The organism is uncultured Cocleimonas sp., assembly GCF_947495625.1.
Taxonomy (GTDB): Bacteria; Pseudomonadota; Gammaproteobacteria; order Thiotrichales; family Thiotrichaceae; genus Cocleimonas.
In genome coordinates, this window is record NZ_CANLZW010000021.1 from 1 (window position 1) to 21281 (window position 21281).

The 21281-nt window shown below is 39.7% G+C and carries 17 protein-coding genes; 9 read left to right on the forward strand and 8 right to left on the reverse strand.

All coding sequences use genetic code 11. The features are described 5' to 3' along the window. Positions 1-223: 223 nt before the first annotated feature. On the forward strand, positions 224-457 hold the full coding sequence (locus Q1A31_RS12445; protein WP_299876925.1) for a type II toxin-antitoxin system Phd/YefM family antitoxin: 234 nt from the start codon (positions 224-226) through the stop codon (positions 455-457). Continuing rightward, on the forward strand, positions 457-828 hold the full coding sequence (locus Q1A31_RS12450; protein ID WP_299876928.1) for a type II toxin-antitoxin system VapC family toxin: 372 nt from the start codon (positions 457-459) through the stop codon (positions 826-828). Before Q1A31_RS12445 ends, Q1A31_RS12450 begins: the two co-directional genes overlap by 1 nt. A gap of 177 nt (positions 829-1005) precedes the next feature. Here Q1A31_RS12450 and Q1A31_RS12455 read toward each other — a convergent pair whose 3' ends face one another. Beyond that, positions 1006-2928 carry a radical SAM protein gene (locus Q1A31_RS12455; RefSeq protein WP_299876931.1) on the reverse strand — a complete coding sequence of 641 codons (1923 nt, stop codon included), beginning with the start codon at positions 2926-2928 and terminating at the stop codon, positions 1006-1008. A gap of 330 nt (positions 2929-3258) precedes the next feature. On the opposite strand from Q1A31_RS12455, the gene Q1A31_RS12460 reads away from it, so the two are divergent. The 3 genes from Q1A31_RS12460 to Q1A31_RS12470 all read left to right on the forward strand — a co-directional run bounded on the left by Q1A31_RS12460 (position 3259) and on the right by Q1A31_RS12470 (position 6796). Beyond that, positions 3259-4296: a class I SAM-dependent rRNA methyltransferase gene (locus Q1A31_RS12460; protein WP_299876934.1), complete on the forward strand. Its 1038-nt coding sequence runs from the start codon at positions 3259-3261 to the stop codon at positions 4294-4296. Positions 4297-4369: 73 nt separating this feature from the next. Further along, positions 4370-4825: a YiiD C-terminal domain-containing protein gene (locus Q1A31_RS12465; RefSeq protein ID WP_299876937.1), complete on the forward strand. Its 456-nt coding sequence runs from the start codon at positions 4370-4372 to the stop codon at positions 4823-4825. Positions 4826-4996: 171 nt separating this feature from the next. Then, on the forward strand, positions 4997-6796 hold the full coding sequence (locus tag Q1A31_RS12470; RefSeq protein ID WP_299876940.1) for a YdiU family protein: 1800 nt from the start codon (positions 4997-4999) through the stop codon (positions 6794-6796). Between the two features lie 17 nt (positions 6797-6813). On the opposite strand, the gene Q1A31_RS12475 is transcribed toward Q1A31_RS12470, so the two are convergent. After that, positions 6814-8952: a S9 family peptidase gene (locus tag Q1A31_RS12475; protein ID WP_299876943.1), complete on the reverse strand. Its 2139-nt coding sequence runs from the start codon at positions 8950-8952 to the stop codon at positions 6814-6816. 199 nt (positions 8953-9151) lie between these two features. On the opposite strand from Q1A31_RS12475, the gene Q1A31_RS12480 reads away from it, so the two are divergent. Beyond that, positions 9152-9532: a hypothetical protein gene (locus tag Q1A31_RS12480; RefSeq protein WP_299876945.1), complete on the forward strand. Its 381-nt coding sequence runs from the start codon at positions 9152-9154 to the stop codon at positions 9530-9532. A 135-nt stretch (positions 9533-9667) separates the two neighbouring features. Here the strand turns inward: Q1A31_RS12480 and Q1A31_RS12485 are convergent, their stop codons facing one another. The 3 genes from Q1A31_RS12485 to Q1A31_RS12495 form a co-directional block, all read right to left on the reverse strand. Next, on the reverse strand, positions 9668-9886 hold the full coding sequence (locus tag Q1A31_RS12485) for a hypothetical protein (RefSeq protein WP_299876948.1): 219 nt from the start codon (positions 9884-9886) through the stop codon (positions 9668-9670). 116 nt (positions 9887-10002) lie between these two features. Beyond that, positions 10003-10176: a hypothetical protein gene (locus Q1A31_RS12490; RefSeq protein WP_299876951.1), complete on the reverse strand. Its 174-nt coding sequence runs from the start codon at positions 10174-10176 to the stop codon at positions 10003-10005. Positions 10177-10563: 387 nt separating this feature from the next. Further along, positions 10564-11304 (reverse strand): sulfite exporter TauE/SafE family protein, encoded by a 741-nt coding sequence (locus Q1A31_RS12495; protein ID WP_299876954.1) that lies wholly within the window; start codon positions 11302-11304, stop codon positions 10564-10566. A gap of 373 nt (positions 11305-11677) precedes the next feature. Here Q1A31_RS12495 and Q1A31_RS12500 point away from each other — a divergent pair, with 373 nt between their 5' ends. Continuing rightward, positions 11678-12511: a hypothetical protein gene (locus Q1A31_RS12500; protein ID WP_299876957.1), complete on the forward strand. Its 834-nt coding sequence runs from the start codon at positions 11678-11680 to the stop codon at positions 12509-12511. Between the two features lie 217 nt (positions 12512-12728). Here the strand turns inward: Q1A31_RS12500 and Q1A31_RS12505 are convergent, their stop codons facing one another. The 3 genes from Q1A31_RS12505 to Q1A31_RS12515 all read right to left on the reverse strand — a co-directional run bounded on the left by Q1A31_RS12505 (position 12729) and on the right by Q1A31_RS12515 (position 15511). Further along, positions 12729-13499, reverse strand: coding sequence for a fumarylacetoacetate hydrolase family protein (locus Q1A31_RS12505; RefSeq protein WP_299876960.1), 771 nt, complete (start codon positions 13497-13499; stop codon positions 12729-12731). 82 nt (positions 13500-13581) lie between these two features. Next, complete coding sequence (locus Q1A31_RS12510; RefSeq protein ID WP_299876963.1) at positions 13582-14766, reverse strand: NnrS family protein; 1185 nt, start codon at positions 14764-14766, stop codon at positions 13582-13584. A gap of 85 nt (positions 14767-14851) precedes the next feature. Further along, complete coding sequence (locus Q1A31_RS12515; RefSeq protein WP_299876966.1) at positions 14852-15511, reverse strand: endonuclease; 660 nt, start codon at positions 15509-15511, stop codon at positions 14852-14854. A 131-nt stretch (positions 15512-15642) separates the two neighbouring features. Between Q1A31_RS12515 and Q1A31_RS12520 the strand changes: the two genes are divergently transcribed. Both Q1A31_RS12520 and gltB read left to right on the forward strand, forming a co-directional pair. Then, a complete protein-coding gene (locus Q1A31_RS12520; RefSeq protein WP_299876969.1) occupies positions 15643-16320 on the forward strand; it encodes a cyclic nucleotide-binding domain-containing protein in 678 nt (225 codons plus the stop codon). A gap of 283 nt (positions 16321-16603) precedes the next feature. Then, positions 16604-21265, forward strand: coding sequence for a glutamate synthase large subunit (gene gltB, locus Q1A31_RS12525; RefSeq protein ID WP_299876972.1), 4662 nt, complete (start codon positions 16604-16606; stop codon positions 21263-21265). The last annotated feature ends 16 nt before the right edge of the window (positions 21266-21281 follow it).

Below are 21281 nucleotides of genomic sequence, written 5' to 3' on the forward strand. Positions count from 1 at the left end.
TATGGAAGCAAATCTATCCCTGTCAAAACGGTTGAATATTATTTTGCAAAAATGGAGGAGACCATATATGGGGGGTGTCATTAAAAGACTTATTGTTTATTAAATCCCTTCGCCAGTGCCTGCGCAATAAAGTCCGGCTTTACTCGGGTGTTTCTTAATTGCAAAGTAGACCAACTAGGTCTGATTTGGTATAATGCACCATATTTGAATTTAAAGGTATCTTATGATTATTAATATCTCCGAAGCTAAAACGAATCTATCCAAGCTTATTGATATGGTGTATCACGGTGAAAAAGTAACCATTGCTAAGAATAATCTTCCTATCGCTGATCTTGTGATTCATAAGTCTTTGGGTAAACGCAAGCTGGGCTTGCTTAAAGGGAAAGTGTCAATACCTGAAGATTTTAATAAGGAAGATGACTCGATTAATGATCTGTTTTATGGCTCTGAAAAATAATGAGAATCATAATTGATACTTACATATTTTTATGGGCGATATCAGATCCGTCTAAGCTTGATGACAAACAAAGATTAGAGATTGAGACGGCGGCAAATATTATTTACGTGAGTTCTGTTTCGATCACTGAGTTAATGATTAAGGCTTCCATAGGTAAATTAGTGGTTAATTATGATCCGATTGCTATAGCAAAAGAGAGTGGGTTTGAATTATTAGACTTTTCAGCAGAGGATGCGCTGGCTCTAAAAGAACTACCGTTTCATCATAAAGACCCTTTTGACAGAATGCTTGTCTCACAAGCACTGAATAGAAAGTATGCGCTAATGACTGATGATGGCAAAATGTCGCAATATGATTGTCGTTTAATTTGATTGTTTAAATCATTTATATTTGATGGTCTTTGCCTTATTGCTAATGAATTATTAGCCACCGAAAGTGAGGCTTTTTAAAAATATCCATCGCATTACACTCTGATGATTTAGCATAAGCTAATAAAGGAGTTGTAAGTAGGGGGGGCATCTAAATAGTTAGTAATTGTTACTAAACCCCTAAGCCAACGCCTGCGCAATATAGTCCGGTTTAACCCGAGTGCCACCAACCTGCTGATTCGTTTTGTCATCAAACCAGAATTGCATGGGCTGTTCGTAACCTAATCCGTGCATATAGTTATACAGCGCTTTCTTTAGTCCTTCTCCTAATAGATCATGATCGACATTTTCAGGGTCACTAAAGGCGACATCGTTATTGGCAAAGGTGATGTTTTTATTCGGGTGTAAGGTTATCTTATATTCATCAGGCTGTAAGCCTACAGGGCTGTGAATAGTGGCTGAGAATCGATGCCAGTATGCCGATTGGAAACAGCCATGAAACATTAACTGTCTGACGACTTCTAATGAGTCTACGGTTTCTTCTGCAGTTTGTGTGGGGAAGCCATACATAAGATAGGCATGAACGAGAATCCCCGCATCGGCAAAACCACGTGTGACGCGTGCGACTTTTTCGATGCTTACGCCTTTTTTCATTAGCGTTAATAGTCTGTCGGATGCGACTTCTAATCCACCACTAATTGCGATGCAGCCTGAGTCTGCCAGTAGCTGACACTTTTCGGGAGTAAAGGTTTTTTCAAAACGGATATTGCCCCACCAGGTAATGATGAGGTTTTTTTCAATCAATTTTTCTGCCATTGCAAACAGCACTTTGGGTGGTGCGGCTTCATCGACAAAGTGAAAGCCTGTTTGACCTGTTTCTGCTATTAACTGTTCGATACGTTCAACAATGATGTCAGCTCCGGCTTCGTCATAGCGACCAATATAATCCAGGCTGATATCGCAAAATGTACATTTGGACCAATAACAACCGTGTGCAACGGTCAGTTTATTCCAGCGACCATCACTCCAGATCCGATGCATGGGGTTGAGCATTTCACACAGTGATAAGTACTTATCTAGCGGTAGGCCGTCATAACATGGGGTACCAATATCTTTGTGGGGCACATCGGGTAATTGCTTATTATTGCTATAAACGAGTTCGCCTTTTTCTAAATGCTTGTTTTTCAGGTGATACGTCCTTACCAAGTCAGCTTCAGTCGCTTCCCCTTGCAAGTAATCAAGCAGACTCAATAATGGCTGTTCGCCATCGTCTAATAAAATGAAGTCGACATATTCAAACAAACGAATGTCTTTTAATGTGCGTAACTCTGTATTGACGTAACCTCCGCCCATCAGCACGGGCATGTCAGGTTTGATTTCTTTGCAGTATTTAGCGATCTGCAAAGCACCCAGCATATTCCCCGGAAATGGCACGGTAATGCCTACGACATCGGGTGATTCCTGCGCCAGATAATCATCCAGCAAGCAGCGGATATGTTCTTCTGTAAAGCTTATGTCGCCGTGCAAGGTTTCATATAAGTCATCGAAACTTGGGTTTGATGCGGCGAGGCGTTCACCGTAACGCGATACTTCAAAGTTAGGGTCTACGCCGTCATGAATAACTGCGACTAAGTCATCAATGTACAAACTTGCCAAATACTTGGCTTTATCTTGCGTGCCTAAATCACCGAAGGCCTGATGCAAAACATTCTCGGAAATCTCCTGCATCTCATTGAGGTTTTCGAATGTGGGCCCTTCAGGTAAAAACTGTCGGGACACTATACGAAGCGCCAAGCTAGGATCTTTACCCTGTAAGAAACGCAGCACAGGTCCTGTACAGCGACGGTAAGCATCCACATGAACGAGAAAATGATAGATCGAGTCAGGTAACTCATCGTCTTCAAAATCAGCGTAATTATCTTCAACTCTATCCAGTATCGTATCTATGCTTTCGGTTGTCAGCATCGACAACAACACCTCGATAGCCATGTCACGCTGAACTACGTCATAGCCTTCTTTACGCAAGAAGCCAGTGATGTAAGCGGTGGCAGGGTAGGCAGTATTCAACTGCGTCATTGGAGGAGTTAGGAAGAGGGATTTCATTTTTAGATTATAACGTGAAAGGCTAGAAGTGCTACAGTGGTACTGGTCTCTGAATAGTTATTTTTGCGAATAGGGTGTAGCTGGTTTGTAGTGCTAATTTCAGATCAAATTTCACCAATAATTTCATCTCCTAATAAGCCAGGAAAAACTGCCTAAAAGTAGGGGGGTGACAGTTGTTTGTTTTTACTTGTTTTTAATTAGAGTCGCAGCGTAGTTTGTTAGAATGTCAGTTCGTTATCTGGCATTATGTTGTCTAATTGCATCCTTTACTTCGTTCTTAACTACACACTTACTTCACTATCTTTCATATCAAAAACGAGCTCCTTAATTATGCCACTTGCTTCTCTGCTGAATACTGCTTTAGCTAAACGTGCTGACCTTATTGCTCAACTAAGTACAGCATCCTCTGATTCATTAAAAACGGATTCATCAAAAACAAATTGTTTTCGCGTATTTCATGGCACGGTTGAAGGTGTAAATGGACTGAATATTGATCGTTATGGTGATGCCTGGTTAATTCAAACGTTTCATCAGACGCTTACCGAAGATGAAATTGAGGTGATTCACAAAGAGTTGCTAGCGGTAGCTGATTTGCCGATTGTGTATAACGACCGTTCCAATAGAAACTCGCGCATTCTTAATGAGCTTGATGCTGAAACTGAAGCTTTTGCTCGATCAGAACAAGTGATTTCTGAGAATGGTATTTTATACACGAGCAAATTACGTCATGAAGGGCAAGACCCACTGCTGTTTTTAGATATGCGTGTTGGTCGAGAGTTTTTTAAAGCAAACAGCCATAAGAAGAGTGTGCTGAATCTATTTGCTTATACGTGTGGTATTGGAACGGCTGCTGCAGTCGGTGGTGCTAAGCGAGTTGTTAATGTTGATTTCTCATCATTTGCTTTAGAAGCTGGGAGAAAGAATGCAGAACTGAATGAGGTTGGATCTGTGTGTCAGTTTATACACAGTGATGCCTTTCCCGCACTGCGCCAATTAGCTGGTCTGAAAGTGACTGGCCGTAACCCTAAAAAACTCCCAAGTTACCCTAAAATGTCGGCATCGCAGTTTGATCTGGTATTTTTAGATCCGCCTCGGTTCGCTAAAAGTGCGTTTGGCACTGTCGATTTAATCAATGATTATCAAAGCTTATTTAAACCTGCGGTATTAGCGACGAAGCCCGGGGGTAAGGTTATCGCCTGTAATAATGTGGCGAAGGTTGATAGAGAAGACTGGTTCAATAGTTTAGTGCGTTGTGTTGAAAAACAGGGGCGCTCAGTCAGTGAGGCGACGTGGTTAGATTGTCACGATGACTTCCCTTCATTTGATGATAATCATCCTTTGAAAATAGTGTCTTTAACCATCGATTGATGAGTTTTAAAATAGATGTTTGAATGAGATAGATTTAAACCCATCTACAAAAGAAAAGAGATAGCCAACCATTATGTCAGACACATCTGAAGCACGATTAAGAATACTCAATAAAATAAGAGAGACTATTCCACTAAGCAACGCGATGCAGTTTTCTATATCGTTATTAGAAGCTGATTCAATCGTAGTGAGAGCACCCTTATCTGAAAATTTTAATCTCCATGGAACAGGCTTTGCAGGTAGCATTTATTCAACAGGAATTCTGGCTGGCTGGGCATTGTGTTACTACAATATGGAATTATTTGAAATGTCGGGTGATCTGGTAGTTGGTAAAGCCGAGATTATGTATAAGTCTCCCGTCACTGACGATATAGTCTGTAGCGCATCAGTTAACAGTGAAGAACGTCAAGCTTTTCATCAAAATTTTAAAGATAAAGGAAAAAGTACCATGCGTTTAACGATTAAGATTGGTGAGTCAGAAAATGCGATCTTAAAAGCACGTTATTTTGCCATTGCATCAAAATCTTAATGTTATCTGTTATCAATTAGGTACTCTTAAGTTGAAAGAAACTTGAAAAAAAAATCATAAGAAATGTGAAAGACAAAAACCTTATAATATTGACTCGTTATATCTATTGAGGCCGACCCCTTTTATTATGATCGTTTCGATTAAAACTCCTTAAGACAATAAGAGCATTTCATGCAGACTCTGGACCCAAGCTACAATCAGCAACCTAGCAACAATCAAAATCCCGCAACAGAAGTAGCGTTCAGTTCGGCTGCCAGTGATGAGAGTTTAAATATAGAAACGCTTAACGATCTTGCAAGTCTGGCAGATTATTCGCTGTTGAATACGCTCGATGCAGATCCTGATGCGAAAACAGACGGAGTCAACCAGTCGCCTCGTCAGGTGTTCTCGGGACACTATGTGCCGGTTACTCCGATGCAAATTGAAAATCCTGAATACGTCACGCATAGTAAAACCTTTTTTCGTGAACTGGGCTTCGCTGACAACATGGCGCAATCAGCTGACTTCAAGAGTATGTTCTCTGGTGATCTTTCAAATCTTCCACACCCGATGCGCAAGATAGGATGGTCAACGGGGTATGCGCTTTCTATTTACGGTAACGAATACACCCAGCAATGTCCTTTTAAAACGGGTAACGGCTACGGCGATGGACGCGCAGCGTCAGTGCTTGAGGCTGTTATTAAAGGCCAACGCTGGGAAATGCAACTCAAAGGAAGCGGACGCACGCCTTATTCTCGCGGTGCAGATGGTCGTGCGGTGTTGCGTTCTAGCGTGCGTGAGTTTTTGGCGCAGGAGCAGATGCATGCGCTGGGCGTTCCCACGTCACGATCTTTAAGTTTGTACGCATCGAAAACAGAAACGGTTAAGCGACCGTGGTATTCGGAAGGATCTCGACAGAAAGATCCGGATATTATGGTTTCCGATGCAGTGGCTATTTCGACTCGCGTTGCCCCATCATATATTCGCGTGGGTCAACTCGAACTCTTCGGACGTCGAGCGCGTGGTAATGAGCATCCACAGGCAATGGCAGAGTTAGAGAAGATTGTGTTGCACTTGATCGATCGTGAGTACGCTGATGTTATAGATCCGCAATTAACTCTTGATGACAAAGTCGTGTTGCTTGCACGCGAGTTTCGCTGTCGCCTGACGACACTGATCGCAAACTGGATTCGCGTCGGCTACTGCCAAGGCAACTTTAACAGTGATAATTGTGCTGCTGGTGGCTTCACGCTTGATTACGGCCCTTATGGATTTTGCGAATTGTTTGATCCACGTTTCCAGCCCTGGACGGGAGGTGGAGAGCACTACTCCTTCCTCAATCAACCAGTAGCAGCGGAAAAGAACTTTGGGAGTTTTTGTTCGGCTTTAAAGCCTTTACTGGCTTCGAATCCAGAGGCTTTGCAACAACTCAATGACATTGACGATGGTTTTGCACTTGAGATGCATACCGAAATGGAAAAGATGTGGGCTGCCAAACTTGGACTTTCAACATTTGACCCTGCGTTATTCAGAGAACTATTCAAAGAGCTGTTCACGTTGATGATGCAAACGTCTGTCGATTACACGATTTTCTTCCGCGAACTTTCAGGGATACCTGACAATATTGACCCACTCAAAAAGAGTTTCTACTCAAATTCGAACTCGAGCGCAAAAGAGTTGGATGAGCGCTGGTCAGCGTGGCTTACAAAGTGGAAAACGTTAATAAACGGTGACTCATCTTCTCAGTCAAATGAGGAAATTTCCAGACAGATGAAACGCGTTAATCCCAAATACATTTTGCGAGAGTGGTTCGTAGTGCCTGCTTATAAAAATGCTGCGATCGGGAACTACGATTTAATTCGTGAGCTACAAGATATCATGACGCAGCCTTACGCAGAACAGTCGAAGGAGATTGAGGAAAAATACTATAGACTGAAACCACCTCAGTTCTTTGAAGCGGGTGGTACGTCGCATTATAGTTGCTCGTCATAGCTTTTTGATTCGCTGGTTTATTCTTCAATGCCATGGGCCAAGAACATAAACGCGTATTCTTCAGCGTAATCTTTTAAACGGCCATAACGACCACTATTAGAAAAATGTCCGGCACCCATATTAATTCGCATCACTAATAGGTTCTCATCCGTTTTTAGTTCGCGCATTTTGGCTGTCCATTTTGCAGGCTCCCAGTAAGTCACTCGAGGGTCGTTAATACCACCACTCACAAACATGGGTGGATATTCACGTTTCTCGATATTGTCGTAAGGGGAATAGCTGGCGATCAAGTCATAATCTTCAGGACTTTCAATTGGATTTCCCCATTCTTTCCATTCCGGTGGCGTTAATGGCAGGCTGGCATCGAGCATGGTATTTAATACATCAACAAACGGCACACCCAGGTTAACTGAGCGCCATAACTCTGGTGCCTGAATGACCGCAGCACCCATTAATTCGCCACCCGCACTGCGTCCTGAAATTGAGATATTGCCAGCGCTTACGTATTTTTCATCCACCAAATGACGGGCGACATCAACAAAATCATTAAATGTGTTGGTGCGCTTCTTTAATTTACCGTCTAAATACCATTGGTAACTCATCATTGAGCCACCGCGAACATGCGCGATTGCATAGACAAAACCACGATCAAGCGCACTGAGTAATCCTGATGAAAACGAAGGTTCGATGGTAGCTGCGTATGCACCATAGCCATAAAGCCACATTGGATGGCTACCGTCTTGTTTGAAGCCTTTTTTATATACCAATGACACGGGAACCATCACGCCATCTCGTGCGGGAGCCATAATGCGCTTGGTTTCGTATTGGGATTTATCGTAACCCGATGGAATCTTTTGTACCTTACGGGTGCTTAATTCACGCTTGGTTAAATCGTAATCGAACACGGTATGCGGTGTGATCATCGACTCATAAGACAGACGAATAAAGCTTTGATCAAATTCAGGGTTAACGCCCAAACCAGCAGTAAATAATGGCTCAGGAAACTCGATAATATGTGCTTCTATATTTTTTGAGCTTGTATTGGACGTGACATCAGGCGAAACATCAGGCGAAACATAGGGCAGAACATGAATTTTTTCTAAACCCAGATCACGGGTTTTAAGCACAAAGAAATCTTTAAAGGTTTGTAGTCCCAATAAATAAGATGCATCAGAACCGTCAATAATCGTTTTCCAATTTTCTTTAACGGGGTTTTTATCACTGACTGTGGCTAAACGAAAGTTTGAGTGTGTATCGTTGGCAAGAATATAAAATTCACCATGCGCATGGTCAACTGACTGGGTAAAGCCTTCACTTCTGTCTACCAAGGTAACAAGCTCCCCAGAAAAATCAGCGCTTAAAACATGCGATTCTTCAACTTCGCCTTGTGAAGATACAATCACCATAAATTCTTCACTGCTGGTTTTATCGAAACCGATGTAAAAGCCATCGTCTTCTTCTGTATAGACGCTTATGTCGTCTTTCTGCTGTTCACCAATTGTGTGTACGTTTATGTTTTTAGAAAGCCAACGACCTTGCTCAAGCAAGGCATACATGAGTTTTGTGCCATCAGTATTGAACTCAAGTTCGCCTTGAACGTCATTCAATACGTCATCTAAATACTCATCAGTCTCAAGATCTTTGATACGAAGCTGATAGCGCTCGTCACCATCAGTATCGAATGTGTACGCTAAATAGCGATTATCAGGGCTGATATCCCAATCCCCAATAACAAAATAATCATGGTCTTTTGCTAAGGCAGTTTCGTCCAAAAATATGGCTTCTTCACCCGTTACTAAATTCTTGCGGGTTCGCGTGCGGTACTCTTCTCCCGCACGAAAATACCACTGATATTCATAACCGTTCGAGACGTATGGCACAGAGGTTTCTTGCTCATCGGTACGCCCTTTAAACTCCTGAAAGATAGTCTCGACTAAAGACTTATTAGGTTTCAAAAACGATTGGTAGTAAGCGTTTTCTTCTTCTAAATATCCGATAATTTTTTTATCATCAACCATTGGATAGTTCTGGTCTTTTAACCAATGATAAGGATCATCCAGGGTGCGAGAATGATGCGTTTCTTGATGTGGAATTTGCGTTGCAATGGGTGCCGCTTGGTCTAGTTGGCGCAAGCGCTGGTATTTATTTTCAGACATTTTAGATTCAAATGATAGCTAGAAGTGGCAGGAGTCTAACACAGTACTTTGTGGTAGATTTCTGTCTTTATTTAATCGAATTAAGAGTGAAAAAAAAGACACTCATTACATGATAATAGAGCTGAATGTAAATTCAGCACATATTCATTGCGGCTATGCCACTATAGATGCTAGATTTTGAATAGATACAATAAAGTTTATGAAAAACTCACTTAAAGCAGCTTTGCTCTCAGCGTTGGTTTTACCTGGCGCAGGTCATTTTATGCTTAAGCGGTATTTGTCTGGTGCTATTTATGCTGTGATTTCAGTGACCGCATTGGCTGTTATCGTAGCGAAAATCATCAAACTGTCTAGTGCAATAATTACTAAAATAAATAGCGGTGCTTTAGATCAGATGAGTAACGGATTGATCGGCATACTCTCTGACAGTATGGTCGAAACTAATACTGGTGTTATGAATACGGCATTTTTGATTTATTTGGCGGTGTGGATTCTGAGTATTCTTGATGCGTATCGTGTTGGTGATATTGCCGATAAAAAGCAGGACAAACAAAATTCGGCTAGTTTTAATTTTTCATAAAGAGATTTTCAATCTACTTATTATTACCAATCTTTATTCTGCCTAAATTAACAATAAAAAAAAACCCCGTACTCTTCGAGTAAAGGGCTTCTAAGGAGAGAGTTTTTTTACTTTTTACTGAGCTTTCGCTAGATCTTATTGACCTTCACCCTGTGGGAAAAGTTCTGCATCTAGTTCTGCACTGATAGTTGATTTATCTGCTGCAGAGTAATTCACTTTTTCCATCATTACTGATTGGCTTTTAGCAGATAATTCTGCGTAAACGCTGCCTTCTATATTTTGTCCAGCGATTGCAGATTGGCCTGCAAATACTGCTGTAAGAAGTGTGCTTGCGATGATTGCTTTAGTGTTCATGTCTTTGTTCCTCTAATTTTGTTTTAAAAATCGTTTTAGGTTATTTTCAAACGTTTTATTTAATGTTTTATCTGTTAAATATTTATTTATTTTCTGCCGCTTACTACAGTTTCTTCCTAATCAAATGTTGATGCGTCGTAGCGAACTTTGTCAGTCATTACTGATTCAGTTACTACAGTATTTGTTGCGAAAACACCTTGGTCATTATCTTGACCAGCGATTGCAGATTGGCCTGCAAAAAGTGCTGTTAAAAGTGTGCTTGCCAAGATTGCTTTTGTTTTAGTGTTCATAATAATTTCCTTTAAAATTTAGTTAATGTTTCCTGTTATTTTGCTTAAGACTTAATCGTCTGTGTCTTGGTTATAGAAACGCAGCATTATTTTTTTTGGATTCATTTATTTTTAAAATAATTATTTTATGAATGCTAAAAATATCTTAAAGAAATAGTTTTTCAAATTACAAAGATGCTATTTATAGAATAGTTAAGTTATTGTTTGTAATAAGAAATATTGATATATTTTTGTGAGTATGTATACGTATTAGAAGAGTAGAATTTTAAGATTAAATTAATTGAATAAAAATTAATTTAATTCATTTTAGCTCGTTTCAATCTATATTTTTGAAGGATTAACAAGCAAAAAACATGCTTAAAGTAGGGGGGTGACATAATATTGAATTTAAAAAGCCACTTGAATCAAAATGATGATCGCTAATACAAGTAATAGTCTTTTGAGTATTTTTTTGTATAGATCGGCCTCGATTCTTTTTTTGATTTTAATGCCAATAAAAAGGGCAAATGATGTGACCAAAATCATGATCAAAGAGTTTGTCAATTCGCTCTGATTAAACAGGCCGTATGATGAGAACAGGATGATCTGGATCAGCTTGCCAAACATAAAGCACAAATTATTTGCCTGAATAATCTGTTTTTTAGTATGGCGTGATTCTAAGGAATAGATGATTAGAACCGGCGCCATAACATTGGTCAAGCCACCGAGAAAGCCAGCAGATGTGCCGAAGATTAGTTTTGATAGTTGGGGTCGTTGCCTTATCCAGGATAAATTGAACTGGACTTTGTCGATGTATAAATAGATTAGGATAGCTATCCCTAATAGCGCTTTGAAAATGTCTGAATTCAGTGATATCAGTAATATCGTACCTAGCGAACTCCCAAGTAAGGCATATAAAGCCAGTGGTACATGTTGTTTTACCGCGGCCAAAGCGTTCCCTTCGCTGATAATGCTAACCAGATTAACTAGTACCGTTGGAATTAACGTTAGAATAATTGCAATCTGAAGGTCTGTAATTAACGCCAGCAGTGGTGTCGCGATCATGGGAAAGCCGGTGCCAATGCTGCCGTGGAATATGCCTGCAACGAAGAAAATAATCGCGGCAATGATTAGAAAATCTGGGCTCATTAGCATTAGGTTTCTAAACCCCTATCTAAATAAATATATCTGGTTTTATCTAAAGTCACCCCCCTACTTATAGCCCTTTTTTATTGCGAATGTATTCTCATTCGTTATTTAGCTCATTTTATTTTATTTATTTGTAATTATATTAACCGTTTATCTGGATTAAGCAATTTTTATGAACGAGGAGTAAAGTTAAGTAGACTGAATAGTGTTAGCTTGGCTTGCTAATTTAAAATCTAGAAATAAACTATTATCAATTAATATTTGTGCGCAATATAACACATTGATTATATTATATTTATTGTCTAATTTATGATAGGCTAAGCAAAAATTATAATAAAAAATAAAATACATAATGTATGGGGAACATTCAATTATGAAATTTACAAAAGTTTTACCTTGTTTATTACTTTCGTGGTCGTTATTCACGCCACAAACTTATGCGGTTGAAGGGCAAGACATCGCAAAAGTACAGAACCTAATAGAGGCTTTCAAAAGTAGAAACACGGCAAGTATTGCTAAACTTGTTTCATATCCATTAATGGCAAAAACAAATAGGCCAGCGATTAATAACGAGTACGAATTTGTCTCTCGCTTCGATGAGGTATTTGATCAAAACCTGTTTGAATCTATTGCCTCATCTGATGCACGTAAGGATTGGAATGCAGTTGGCTGGCGCGGCATTATGTTATTCGATGGCGATGTTTGGCTGGATCACGATGGAAATATTCTTTCACTGAAACAAACGTCTACTTATGTAAGCAATAATAAAAGCTCAAATAAGACATATACTTATCAACCAGTAAAATCACATGTTAAGCCACAAATGAAGCAGCAAGTGAAACCTCAAATATTGGCAAGAGGACGAAGTGCGCTACATAGAAGTGTGAGTAACTACGCACAATCGGTTTTAGAGTGGAAAACTAATCGTTACCATGTTCGTGTAGATGATATTGGAAATGGGCGCTTACGCTATGCTTCCTGGCCTGTAAATGTGAGTACAGCAGTTAAGCCAGATATCGTTTTATCAAACGGTCGTTTGGAAGTGGATAGAACAGGCAGAAATCATCGTTATGTATTCAATAACGGTAATTTCAGTTACCACCTGAATGTCAATGCGAAAGGAGATCAATCACCTGGTTTACTAGAAGTATTTAAAGGTAATCAGAGATTTCTGACAGATAATGTAAAAGAGATAATTAGACGTTAGTAAGTGTTTTTTTATTAGTAAATATGTGGTCTTAAGCGTTTAAAGACTAATCAATTTATAGAGTAGGGAGGTTAGGTCACCCCCCTACTTATGAATGATATTAGGTTTTTGTAGTTTAAAAACCTAAATAGAATTTATGCAGAGCTAAGCCTTTTTTTGTTAAAGACTTATTTTGATTCACCATATTACCTATAATTTTCTATATTGCCTATTTCCTCTATCCCACATAGGTATTTTCAAGCCGACCAATTCCATCAATATTAATTTCAATAGTCTGTCCAATTTGCATATCAATCGCACCGGAAGACGTTCCGCAGGCAATGACATCACCAGGAAGTAGTTTTATATCCTGAGAAATAATGCTGACGATCTCTTGTGGGCTAAAAATCATATCTGACACTGGATAATTCTGTTCTAACTTACCATCCAGTATCGCTTGAATGTTTAGCTTTGATGGATCAATATCGGTTTCTATAAAAGGGCCTAAAGGTCCAAACGTTGGGAAACTTTTTGAGCGACACCAATGTGTGAATCCTTCTTCTTCAAATAGAGTTTCTGGTGCGGTGACATCGTTGACACAGGTATATCCGAAAATATAATCATCAACGTCTTCTGTTGAAACTTGAAAACATTCTTTGCCAATCACTACACCTAGTTCAGCCTCAAATTTAACACGCTGATCATAACCTTTAGGAAGTGATATCTCGCTTTTATGACCCGTAATGCAGCTAGCAAGTTTGACGAAAATAAGCGGTGATTTCGGCATGAAAAGTTTGTCGAGAACACGCCGCTCGTGGAAGTTATTCCACAACCCTAAAAACTGTTTAGGATCACTGGGAGCTAGAAAATTTGCTTCTGCGATTGCAACGGTTAAACCGTTTTCTTGATGGTCAGAAAACAAATCGCCATCGTGCAAATGTAGCGTATCTCCTTTGACTTCAGCTATTGTCGGTTTACCTTGATAATCTATTCGAGCCCATTTTGACATTGATTTATTACCTTATTCATTTTAGATAACTCATCGTATAAGTTAGCAACGAATCAGACAAGTATTGATAGGATCTTTGTTATTAATCTGGCTCTTTGGCTTTCATCAAGAGAGGTAAATAAGTAATGAAAAAGGTGAGAAAAGCTAATATCCATAAGCCCTGAGATATTTCAATCCACAATACATAATGGCTGGAATCAATTAATGGCAAGAATACACGGACTATTGCGCCAAGAATCAGAATGCCAAAGGCAATACCTACCGCTTTAGGCGGGTTACTTACATCTCTACCAGAGTGACCTAAGCCAACTCGAGACATCATTCCTAATGTGATTGCGCCGATACCCGCATAAGAAAGTGCATGAATGGCAACAAATTTAGAAATGCCTAAAAAATAACTTAAACCGAACAGAAGAAATCCAACACAGATAAACCAGATAGCGATATATAAACTCCATAGTAATGGCTTTTTCCAAATGCCTGGTGTGTGCCAATTTACTAAACGAATTGCGTTAACGATAAACAACAAAATTGCACTATAGGCTGAAAACATAGGGCTGATATTGCCAAGTTCTAATACGACAAAAATCAAAAATAACGCGAGGCTAGAAAGGTCGAGATACCTGGAGTTTTTGAGTGTCACGGTTTCATCTACACCACGTTCTATAAAGAATGGGACAACGCGACGAGCCATCATGAGTATCAAGCCTATTACCATATATAGTCCACCATAGATGCCCCAATTGACACCTTGATCAAGTATTCCCATTGCGCCTAAATAGAATAGAGCGTTAGTGACGAGTAATAATAGCAGTTTCACCACAATAGCTAATTGCGACCACTGTTTGGTTTTAACGATTGGCGTGACAATAGCTTGTGAAAGCCACAAGGTAAAAAGTAAATCAAATAAAGCTGCCGCCATTATTTGCCCAGAGAACAGCGCGATACGAGCCGCTATCCATACACATGCAAGCGCAAATAGAGGTTTTCCATTTAATGTTTGGATGCCAGTCCAGTTCTTGGTTGCAGTTAACAAAAAACCAGCGATTACAGCAATGCTATAACCATAAATCATTTCATGGGCATGCCATTGCATACTTGAAATGGGTGATTGCGGCATTTGAAAACCCATCGAGTATACGAGTAACCAAATAAAAATTGATACCACCGCATATAACGCAGCGCCTAAGAAAAATGGTCTGAATCCCAGATCAAAAAAAGAAAATTTAGGCGGGTTACTGGGAGAGCTTAGGTTAAGAACTTGCATGGTCTAGTGAATCCATTGGTTTGTAACAATTTTGAGAAAGAATATCTCAATTAGGATTATTATGGCTTGATCACTATCAAGGAACTTAGAGCAAGTTGTCGATTTCTTTTGGGTAGTCAATGAAGTGGTTTCGAGTGCCCTGTAGGTCTTCGATAATATCGTTGCGGCGCTTTTCTTCTTTGCTGGGTTGGTCAAGTTTATTCCAGTAAGCGAGTGTTTTTGCTTGTTTGGAAAAGATCTTAAGTTTATAAGTTTCTGACATGTGAAACATGGCACGAGCTATTTCACCCTGACTTGCGGGCGCCGGTTCAACCATTCTTCTTTTGTTGTCTACTTTAAAATCGTAAGAGCCGAATAATCTGACTTCGCCTTTTATTGCTTTGTCTATTTTGTCTTGATTTGGCGAGTCTTTATGTTTGATCGAGCCAAAGCGATGACTGGCCCTTAGCATATTCAAATCACGCCTGCTGGGGAATAGGTTGTGCATATCCGATTCGATGAAATTAAATTTGGTCGAGTTACTGCGGCAGTCTCTGCGGTCACGGCATTTTAACGATTTGACTACCCATGCCATTGGAAAAACATGTTCTATATTAATCCAGTCTGGTTTAGTTGGTCCGAAGTGTTGTTGGCTATATAATGTTTTTCCGCCAGTCATGTATAGCTCTTTCCAGAAAAGTCTAATCGCTTGTTGGTAGCTACCCAAATGTGTTTGTGGTCTATTCATTGGCGCTAACTGTAGCATAGTAATTTCTCTGTCACATAAACAAAAACTGCCTTAAATGTGGGGGGGTGACAATAGAAATATAAGATTATTAATTAATTCTCTACTATTAATAGTAGGGTGATTTAGAAGTATTAGTTGGGCTTATAGATATGGATTCATTTTTAACACCTTTTTCTGGTGAATACCTTTACAGCATTGCAGCTGTTTTTAGCTTTGCAGCATATGTTTTTAGTAATATTTTCTGGTTAAGAGTTTTCTTAATTATTGCCGCCTTGTTATATATTGTTGCCGGTATCAGTTTGGGGTTAACCTCTATGGCTGGATGGAATGCGGCTTACTTGGTTATTAATTCATATCATGCAGCAATGATCTTGTTTAATCGAAGTACGGTGATGTTGCCAGATCAGATAAAGGGTATATACAAAGAAGCATTTACAACATTGACAACGCGCGAATTTAAAAAAATTATCACGACTAATCCCTATCATGTTTATAAGGCAGGAGAAAGAATTATGTCTGAAGGTGAGGATACTAATGAATTATTCTTATTATTGAGTGGGACTGCTTCTGTTATTTCTTCATTTAATGAAATTGCATCTATCACCAGTGGTGATTTTATTGGCGAGATGAGTTTTATGAGTAAGCAAACAGCATCCGCTGATGTGTTTGCTAAAAATGATGTGGTGGTTGCGTACTGGACGCATGCTGATTTGTATAAGCTCGAGCAAAAAAATATTAAAATTTATAATAAATTCTTAACGATTGTCGGGCGTGATCTAGTGAAAAAATTAAAAAGAAAGAATCAACAAATAGTCAAATCTGTATAGTTATGAGTATTGCAAAGACTCTATAGTTTGTGTAAGTATTAATAGTAATCGAGTATTACTATTAAAGTAGTATGATAGTAAACTAAAATGGCAAAGTAATAATCTGTATTAAATGTCTGATAGGATTTATACATTTGTAGGTATAAAAAGCTATTAAAAAGCTGGTATACTGTCCTGCCCTTTTTACCCCAAACCCCTAATTTCAAGGGCTTATTTGGGTGAGTCTTTAATTGAAAATAACATAATTAATAGACTTTTCTAGATGGATTTGTCGAGGAATTTTATGCGCACTAAAGCAACATCAGCTTCAAAAGCTAATAAATCGAAGTTAAACCTTAAGAATAATGCTTCAACTAATACGATAATAAAAGAGAGCATGAATATTCTTCCAGCCAAACAAGGTTTGTATGATCCTGCGAATGAGCATGATGCTTGTGGCGTGGGTTTTGTTGCTCATATTAAAGGCGAGAAAAGTCATAACATCGTTGAGCAAGGTCTTACAATACTCGAAAGAGTAACGCATCGTGGAGCTGTAGGTGCAGATTCAAAAGCGGGTGATGGTGCTGGCTTGTTGATGCAGATTCCTGATGAGTTTTTTCAGGGTGATGCGACAGATTTTAATTTACCAGAGTCAGGAAAATATGGCGTTGGTATGCTGTTTATGCCTAAAGATGGGCGTCAACGTGCTGAGCTTAAAGGGCTTGTTCAAAGTGTGATAAAAGAAATTGGCCAACGTTTCATTGGTTGGCGTCAAGTTCCGGTTGATTCTAGAGGCCTTGGTGAATCGGTAAAACCAACCGAACCAGCCGTGTTTCAGGTGTTTATAGCCTGGGGTGATGAAATTAAAGATCAGGACGAATTCGAGCGAAAGCTGTTCGTTATTCACAAAATTCTAACTGCAAGAGTTGATTCTGATGAGGTTGACGGTAGTCGATTCTTCTATATCTGTTCTATGTCTTCTAGAACTATTGTTTATAAAGGCATGCTTTTAGCGGAACAGGTGGGTGAGTACTATAAGGATCTAGTCGAGCCAAATGTTAAATCTGCTTTAGCACTGGTTCATCAACGTTTTTCAACGAATACCTTCCCAACGTGGAATTTGGCTCATCCATTTAGAATGATTGCGCATAATGGCGAAATCAACACTAATCGAGGTAATGTCAATTGGATGGCTGCACGTCAGTCTTCAATGAAATCAACACTATTAGGTGATGATTTAGAGAAAATATGGCCCGTTATTCCAGAAGGTCAATCTGATACAGCCTGTCTCGACAATGCATTAGAGCTTATGGTTGCCGGTGGTTATTCCTTAACTGAAGCCATGACTATGCTTATTCCAGAGGCATGGAAAGACAATGAGCATATGGACAAAGACCGGGTTGCTTATTATGAATATAACGCAGCATTGATGGAGCCATGGGATGGTCCTGCTGCTGTAGCTTTCAGTGATGGACGCCAAATTGGTGCAATGCTGGATCGAAATGGTTTACGACCTGCTCGTTATTTAATTACAGATGACGATCTTGTTGTTATGGCATCTGAAATGGGTGTTTTAGATATTCCCGAAAACAAGATAATTAAAAAGTGGCGTTTAGAGCCTGGCAAAATGTTCTTGATAGACATGGAGCAAGGTAGGATTATTTCTGATGATGAACTAAAAACAGATCTTGCTACATCTCATCCTTACAGTGAATGGCTGGATGAAAATCAGATAAAGGTGTGTGAGATTTTTGGTGATAGTGATATTCCTGAAGACCTGGATTCGGCTGAATTACTAAAACAGCAACAGGCTTTTGGTTATACACAGGAATATATCAAGTTCTTATTAGAACCTATGGTCAAAGATGGTATGGAAGCGACGGGTTCAATGGGTGTAGATAGCCCTGTTGCCGTTCTTTCTCATCGTGCACGACATTTATCAAACTATTTTAAACAGAATTTTGCTCAAGTAACGAATCCACCTATAGATCCGATTCGTGAAGAAATAGTTATGTCTTTAGTAAGTTTGATTGGTCCACGTCCTAATTTATTAGGACACAATAATCGTGGCACCAGTATGCGCCTCGAAATCAATCAACCGATTATGACTAATGAGCAGTTATCAACCGTTCGAAAAATTACTGATCATGCGGGTGATGACTTCAGAACCAAAACTCTTGATATGACTTATGACGCCGCACTAAGAGGCGGTGGCATGAAGGAAGCTCTAAGGTCTTTGTGTGACCAGGCGAAAGAAGCAGTTGATGGCGGACATTACAATATTTTGATTCTTTCAGACAGAAGTATGTCTGCTGAAAGAATGGCTATTCCTTCTTTACTGGCTACCTCTGCAGTACATCATCATTTAATTAAAAACGGTTTACGTACAAAAACAGGACTAGTTATTGAAACTGGTGCGGCACTAGAGATACATCACTTTGCAACACTTGCAGGTTATGGAGCGGAAGCGATTAATCCATGGCTTGCGCTGCAGACTGTTGACGATAACTATAGTAAGTTTGATTCAAAACTGGATAAAGTGACAGCGGAAAAGAATTATATAAAAGCCGTCGGTAAAGGCTTGAAAAAAGTCATGTCTAAAATGGGTATTTGTACTTATCAATCCTATTGTGGTGCGCAAATTTTTGATGCGGTTGGATTGTCGACAGACTTTATTGAGGAATTTTTCACTGGCACTTCTACGACTGTAGAAGGTGTTGGTTTGAAAGAAATATCTAGAGAAGCGCGCCGTTGTCATTCACGAGGTTATGGTGACAAGAAGCTATATGAGAAGCATCTAGATGTGGGTGGTGATTATGCCTATCGCGTTCGTGGTGAAAAGCATATCTGGACACCAGTTACTATTTCAAAGTTACAACATGCTGTTCGCGGAAATGATGCCAGTAGCTTTGCTGAATTCTCAAAAACAATTGATGAGCAGTCAGAAGGTTTGTTAACACTTCGTGGTTTAATGGATTTTAACTATTCAGAAAACCCGATTCCACTAGATGAGGTAGAGTCAGCAAAAGATATCGTAAAACGCTTTGCTACAGGTGCGATGTCATTTGGAAGTATTTCCTATGAAGCGCATTCAACTTTAGCGGTTGCAATGAATCAGATTGGTGGTAAATCAAATACGGGTGAAGGTGGTGAAGAAGCATCGCGTTTCAATCCCTTAGAAGATGGCTCAATGAATCCAGAGCGTTCTGCAATTAAGCAAATTGCATCAGGACGTTTTGGTGTAACGACTGAATACCTGGTTAATGCAGATGATTTGCAAATCAAAATGGCTCAGGGCGCCAAGCCTGGAGAAGGTGGTCAGTTACCGGGTCATAAAGTCAATGAACAAATAGGTCGTGTACGTCATTCTACACCAGGTGTAGGTTTGATCTCTCCACCGCCGCATCACGATATTTACTCAATCGAAGATTTGGCTCAATTAATTCATGATTTGAAGAATGTGAATCCTAAAGCACGTATTTCGGTGAAGTTAGTATCTGAAGTAGGTGTAGGTACAGTTGCTGCAGGTGTAACTAAATCTCATGCGGATCACGTTACAATTTCTGGATATGACGGGGGTACCGGTGCATCACCGCTGACTTCATTGCGTCATGCAGGTTCTCCTTGGGAAATTGGTTTGGCTGAAACCCATCAGACACTCGTTCTTAATAAACTACGTAGTCGCGTTTGTGTGCAGGCTGATGGTGGTTTGCGTACAGGAAGAGATGTTGTTATCGCTGCACTTTTAGGTGCTGACGAGTTCGGTTTTGCTACGGCTCCTTTGATTGCTGAAGGTTGTATTATGATGCGTAAGTGTCATTTAAATACCTGTCCAGTGGGCGTTGCAACTCAAGACCCAGAATTGCGTAAGAAATTTACGGGTAAGCCAGAGCATGTAATTAACTACTTCTTCTTTGTTGCTGAAGAGATGCGCCAACTTATGGCAAAACTTGGCTTCAGAACAATCTCAGAAATGGTTGGTCAGTCTGACAAGTTACGTATGAAATCTGCAATTGATCACTGGAAAGCTAAAGGTCTTGATTACAGCAAAATATTAACTAAACCAGTAGCTGCCACACATGCAGAAGAGCATCACACTATGGGACAAGACCATGGTATTGAAAAAGCTTTGGATAATGAGCTAATTGTTCAAGCAAAACCTGCTTTGGATGGCGGTGAAAAAGTAGTCATCAATATTGATATTCATAACCATAATCGTACTTTCGGTACGATGTTGTCAGGTCGTGTAGCAGAAAAGTATGGTCATGAAGGTTTGCCTGAAGACACTATTAGCATCAATGTGTCTGGTACGGCAGGTCAGTCATTTGGAGCCTGGGTAACTAAAGGTGTAACGATTAAGTTATCTGGTGAAGGAAATGACTATGTCGGTAAAGGTTTGTCTGGTGGCAAGATCATTATCCAGCCTCCGGCTGATTGTAAAATAGATAAGCATCAAGATAATATTATTGTGGGCAACACTGTTCTTTATGGTGCTATTTCTGGTGAAGCTTATTTCAATGGTTCTGGTGGCGAACGTTTCTGCGTACGTAACTCAGGGGCAACTGCTGTAGTAGAAGGTATTGGTGATCATGGTTGTGAATACATGACCGGTGGTGTTGTGGTTTGTTTAGGTAAAACAGGGCGTAACTTTGCAGCAGGTATGTCTGGCGGTATAGCTTATATTTTTGATGAGAATAATGAATTTTCCAGACGATGTAACACCGAAATGGTGGAGCTAGAAAACTTACGCCCAGATGGTGCTAATGTTAATACTGCTGACTTGTTACAAGCAGATGAAACACGTCTGAAGCAACTGGTTGAAAATCATCAAAAATATACGGGCTCTGAATTGGCTCAATCTATTTTGGATAACTGGGCAGAAAACTTACCAAAATTTATTAAAGTGATGCCTGTTGATTACCGCAAGGCGCTTGAAGGTCAAAGCGCTAAGAAAGTAGCGGCTTAAGTCATTCATATAATAG

Bases quoted from the DNA above. Each gene is read 5' to 3' on its own strand.
- Q1A31_RS12445 (WP_299876925.1), top strand. From the start codon at position 224: ATGATTATTAATATCTCCGAAGCTAAAACGAATCTATCCAAGCTTATT.
- Q1A31_RS12450 (WP_299876928.1), top strand. From the start codon at position 457: ATGAGAATCATAATTGATACTTACATATTTTTATGGGCGATATCAGAT.
- Q1A31_RS12455 (WP_299876931.1), bottom strand. From the start codon at position 2,928: ATGAAATCCCTCTTCCTAACTCCTCCAATGACGCAGTTGAATACTGCC.
- Q1A31_RS12460 (WP_299876934.1), top strand. From the start codon at position 3,259: ATGCCACTTGCTTCTCTGCTGAATACTGCTTTAGCTAAACGTGCTGAC.
- Q1A31_RS12465 (WP_299876937.1), top strand. From the start codon at position 4,370: ATGTCAGACACATCTGAAGCACGATTAAGAATACTCAATAAAATAAGA.
- Q1A31_RS12470 (WP_299876940.1), top strand. From the start codon at position 4,997: ATGCAGACTCTGGACCCAAGCTACAATCAGCAACCTAGCAACAATCAA.
- Q1A31_RS12475 (WP_299876943.1), bottom strand. From the start codon at position 8,952: ATGTCTGAAAATAAATACCAGCGCTTGCGCCAACTAGACCAAGCGGCA.
- Q1A31_RS12480 (WP_299876945.1), top strand. From the start codon at position 9,152: ATGAAAAACTCACTTAAAGCAGCTTTGCTCTCAGCGTTGGTTTTACCT.
- Q1A31_RS12485 (WP_299876948.1), bottom strand. From the start codon at position 9,886: ATGAACACTAAAGCAATCATCGCAAGCACACTTCTTACAGCAGTATTT.
- Q1A31_RS12490 (WP_299876951.1), bottom strand. From the start codon at position 10,176: ATGAACACTAAAACAAAAGCAATCTTGGCAAGCACACTTTTAACAGCA.
- Q1A31_RS12495 (WP_299876954.1), bottom strand. From the start codon at position 11,304: ATGAGCCCAGATTTTCTAATCATTGCCGCGATTATTTTCTTCGTTGCA.
- Q1A31_RS12500 (WP_299876957.1), top strand. From the start codon at position 11,678: ATGAAATTTACAAAAGTTTTACCTTGTTTATTACTTTCGTGGTCGTTA.
- Q1A31_RS12505 (WP_299876960.1), bottom strand. From the start codon at position 13,499: ATGTCAAAATGGGCTCGAATAGATTATCAAGGTAAACCGACAATAGCT.
- Q1A31_RS12510 (WP_299876963.1), bottom strand. From the start codon at position 14,766: ATGCAAGTTCTTAACCTAAGCTCTCCCAGTAACCCGCCTAAATTTTCT.
- Q1A31_RS12515 (WP_299876966.1), bottom strand. From the start codon at position 15,511: ATGCTACAGTTAGCGCCAATGAATAGACCACAAACACATTTGGGTAGC.
- Q1A31_RS12520 (WP_299876969.1), top strand. From the start codon at position 15,643: ATGGATTCATTTTTAACACCTTTTTCTGGTGAATACCTTTACAGCATT.
- gltB (WP_299876972.1), top strand. From the start codon at position 16,604: ATGCGCACTAAAGCAACATCAGCTTCAAAAGCTAATAAATCGAAGTTA.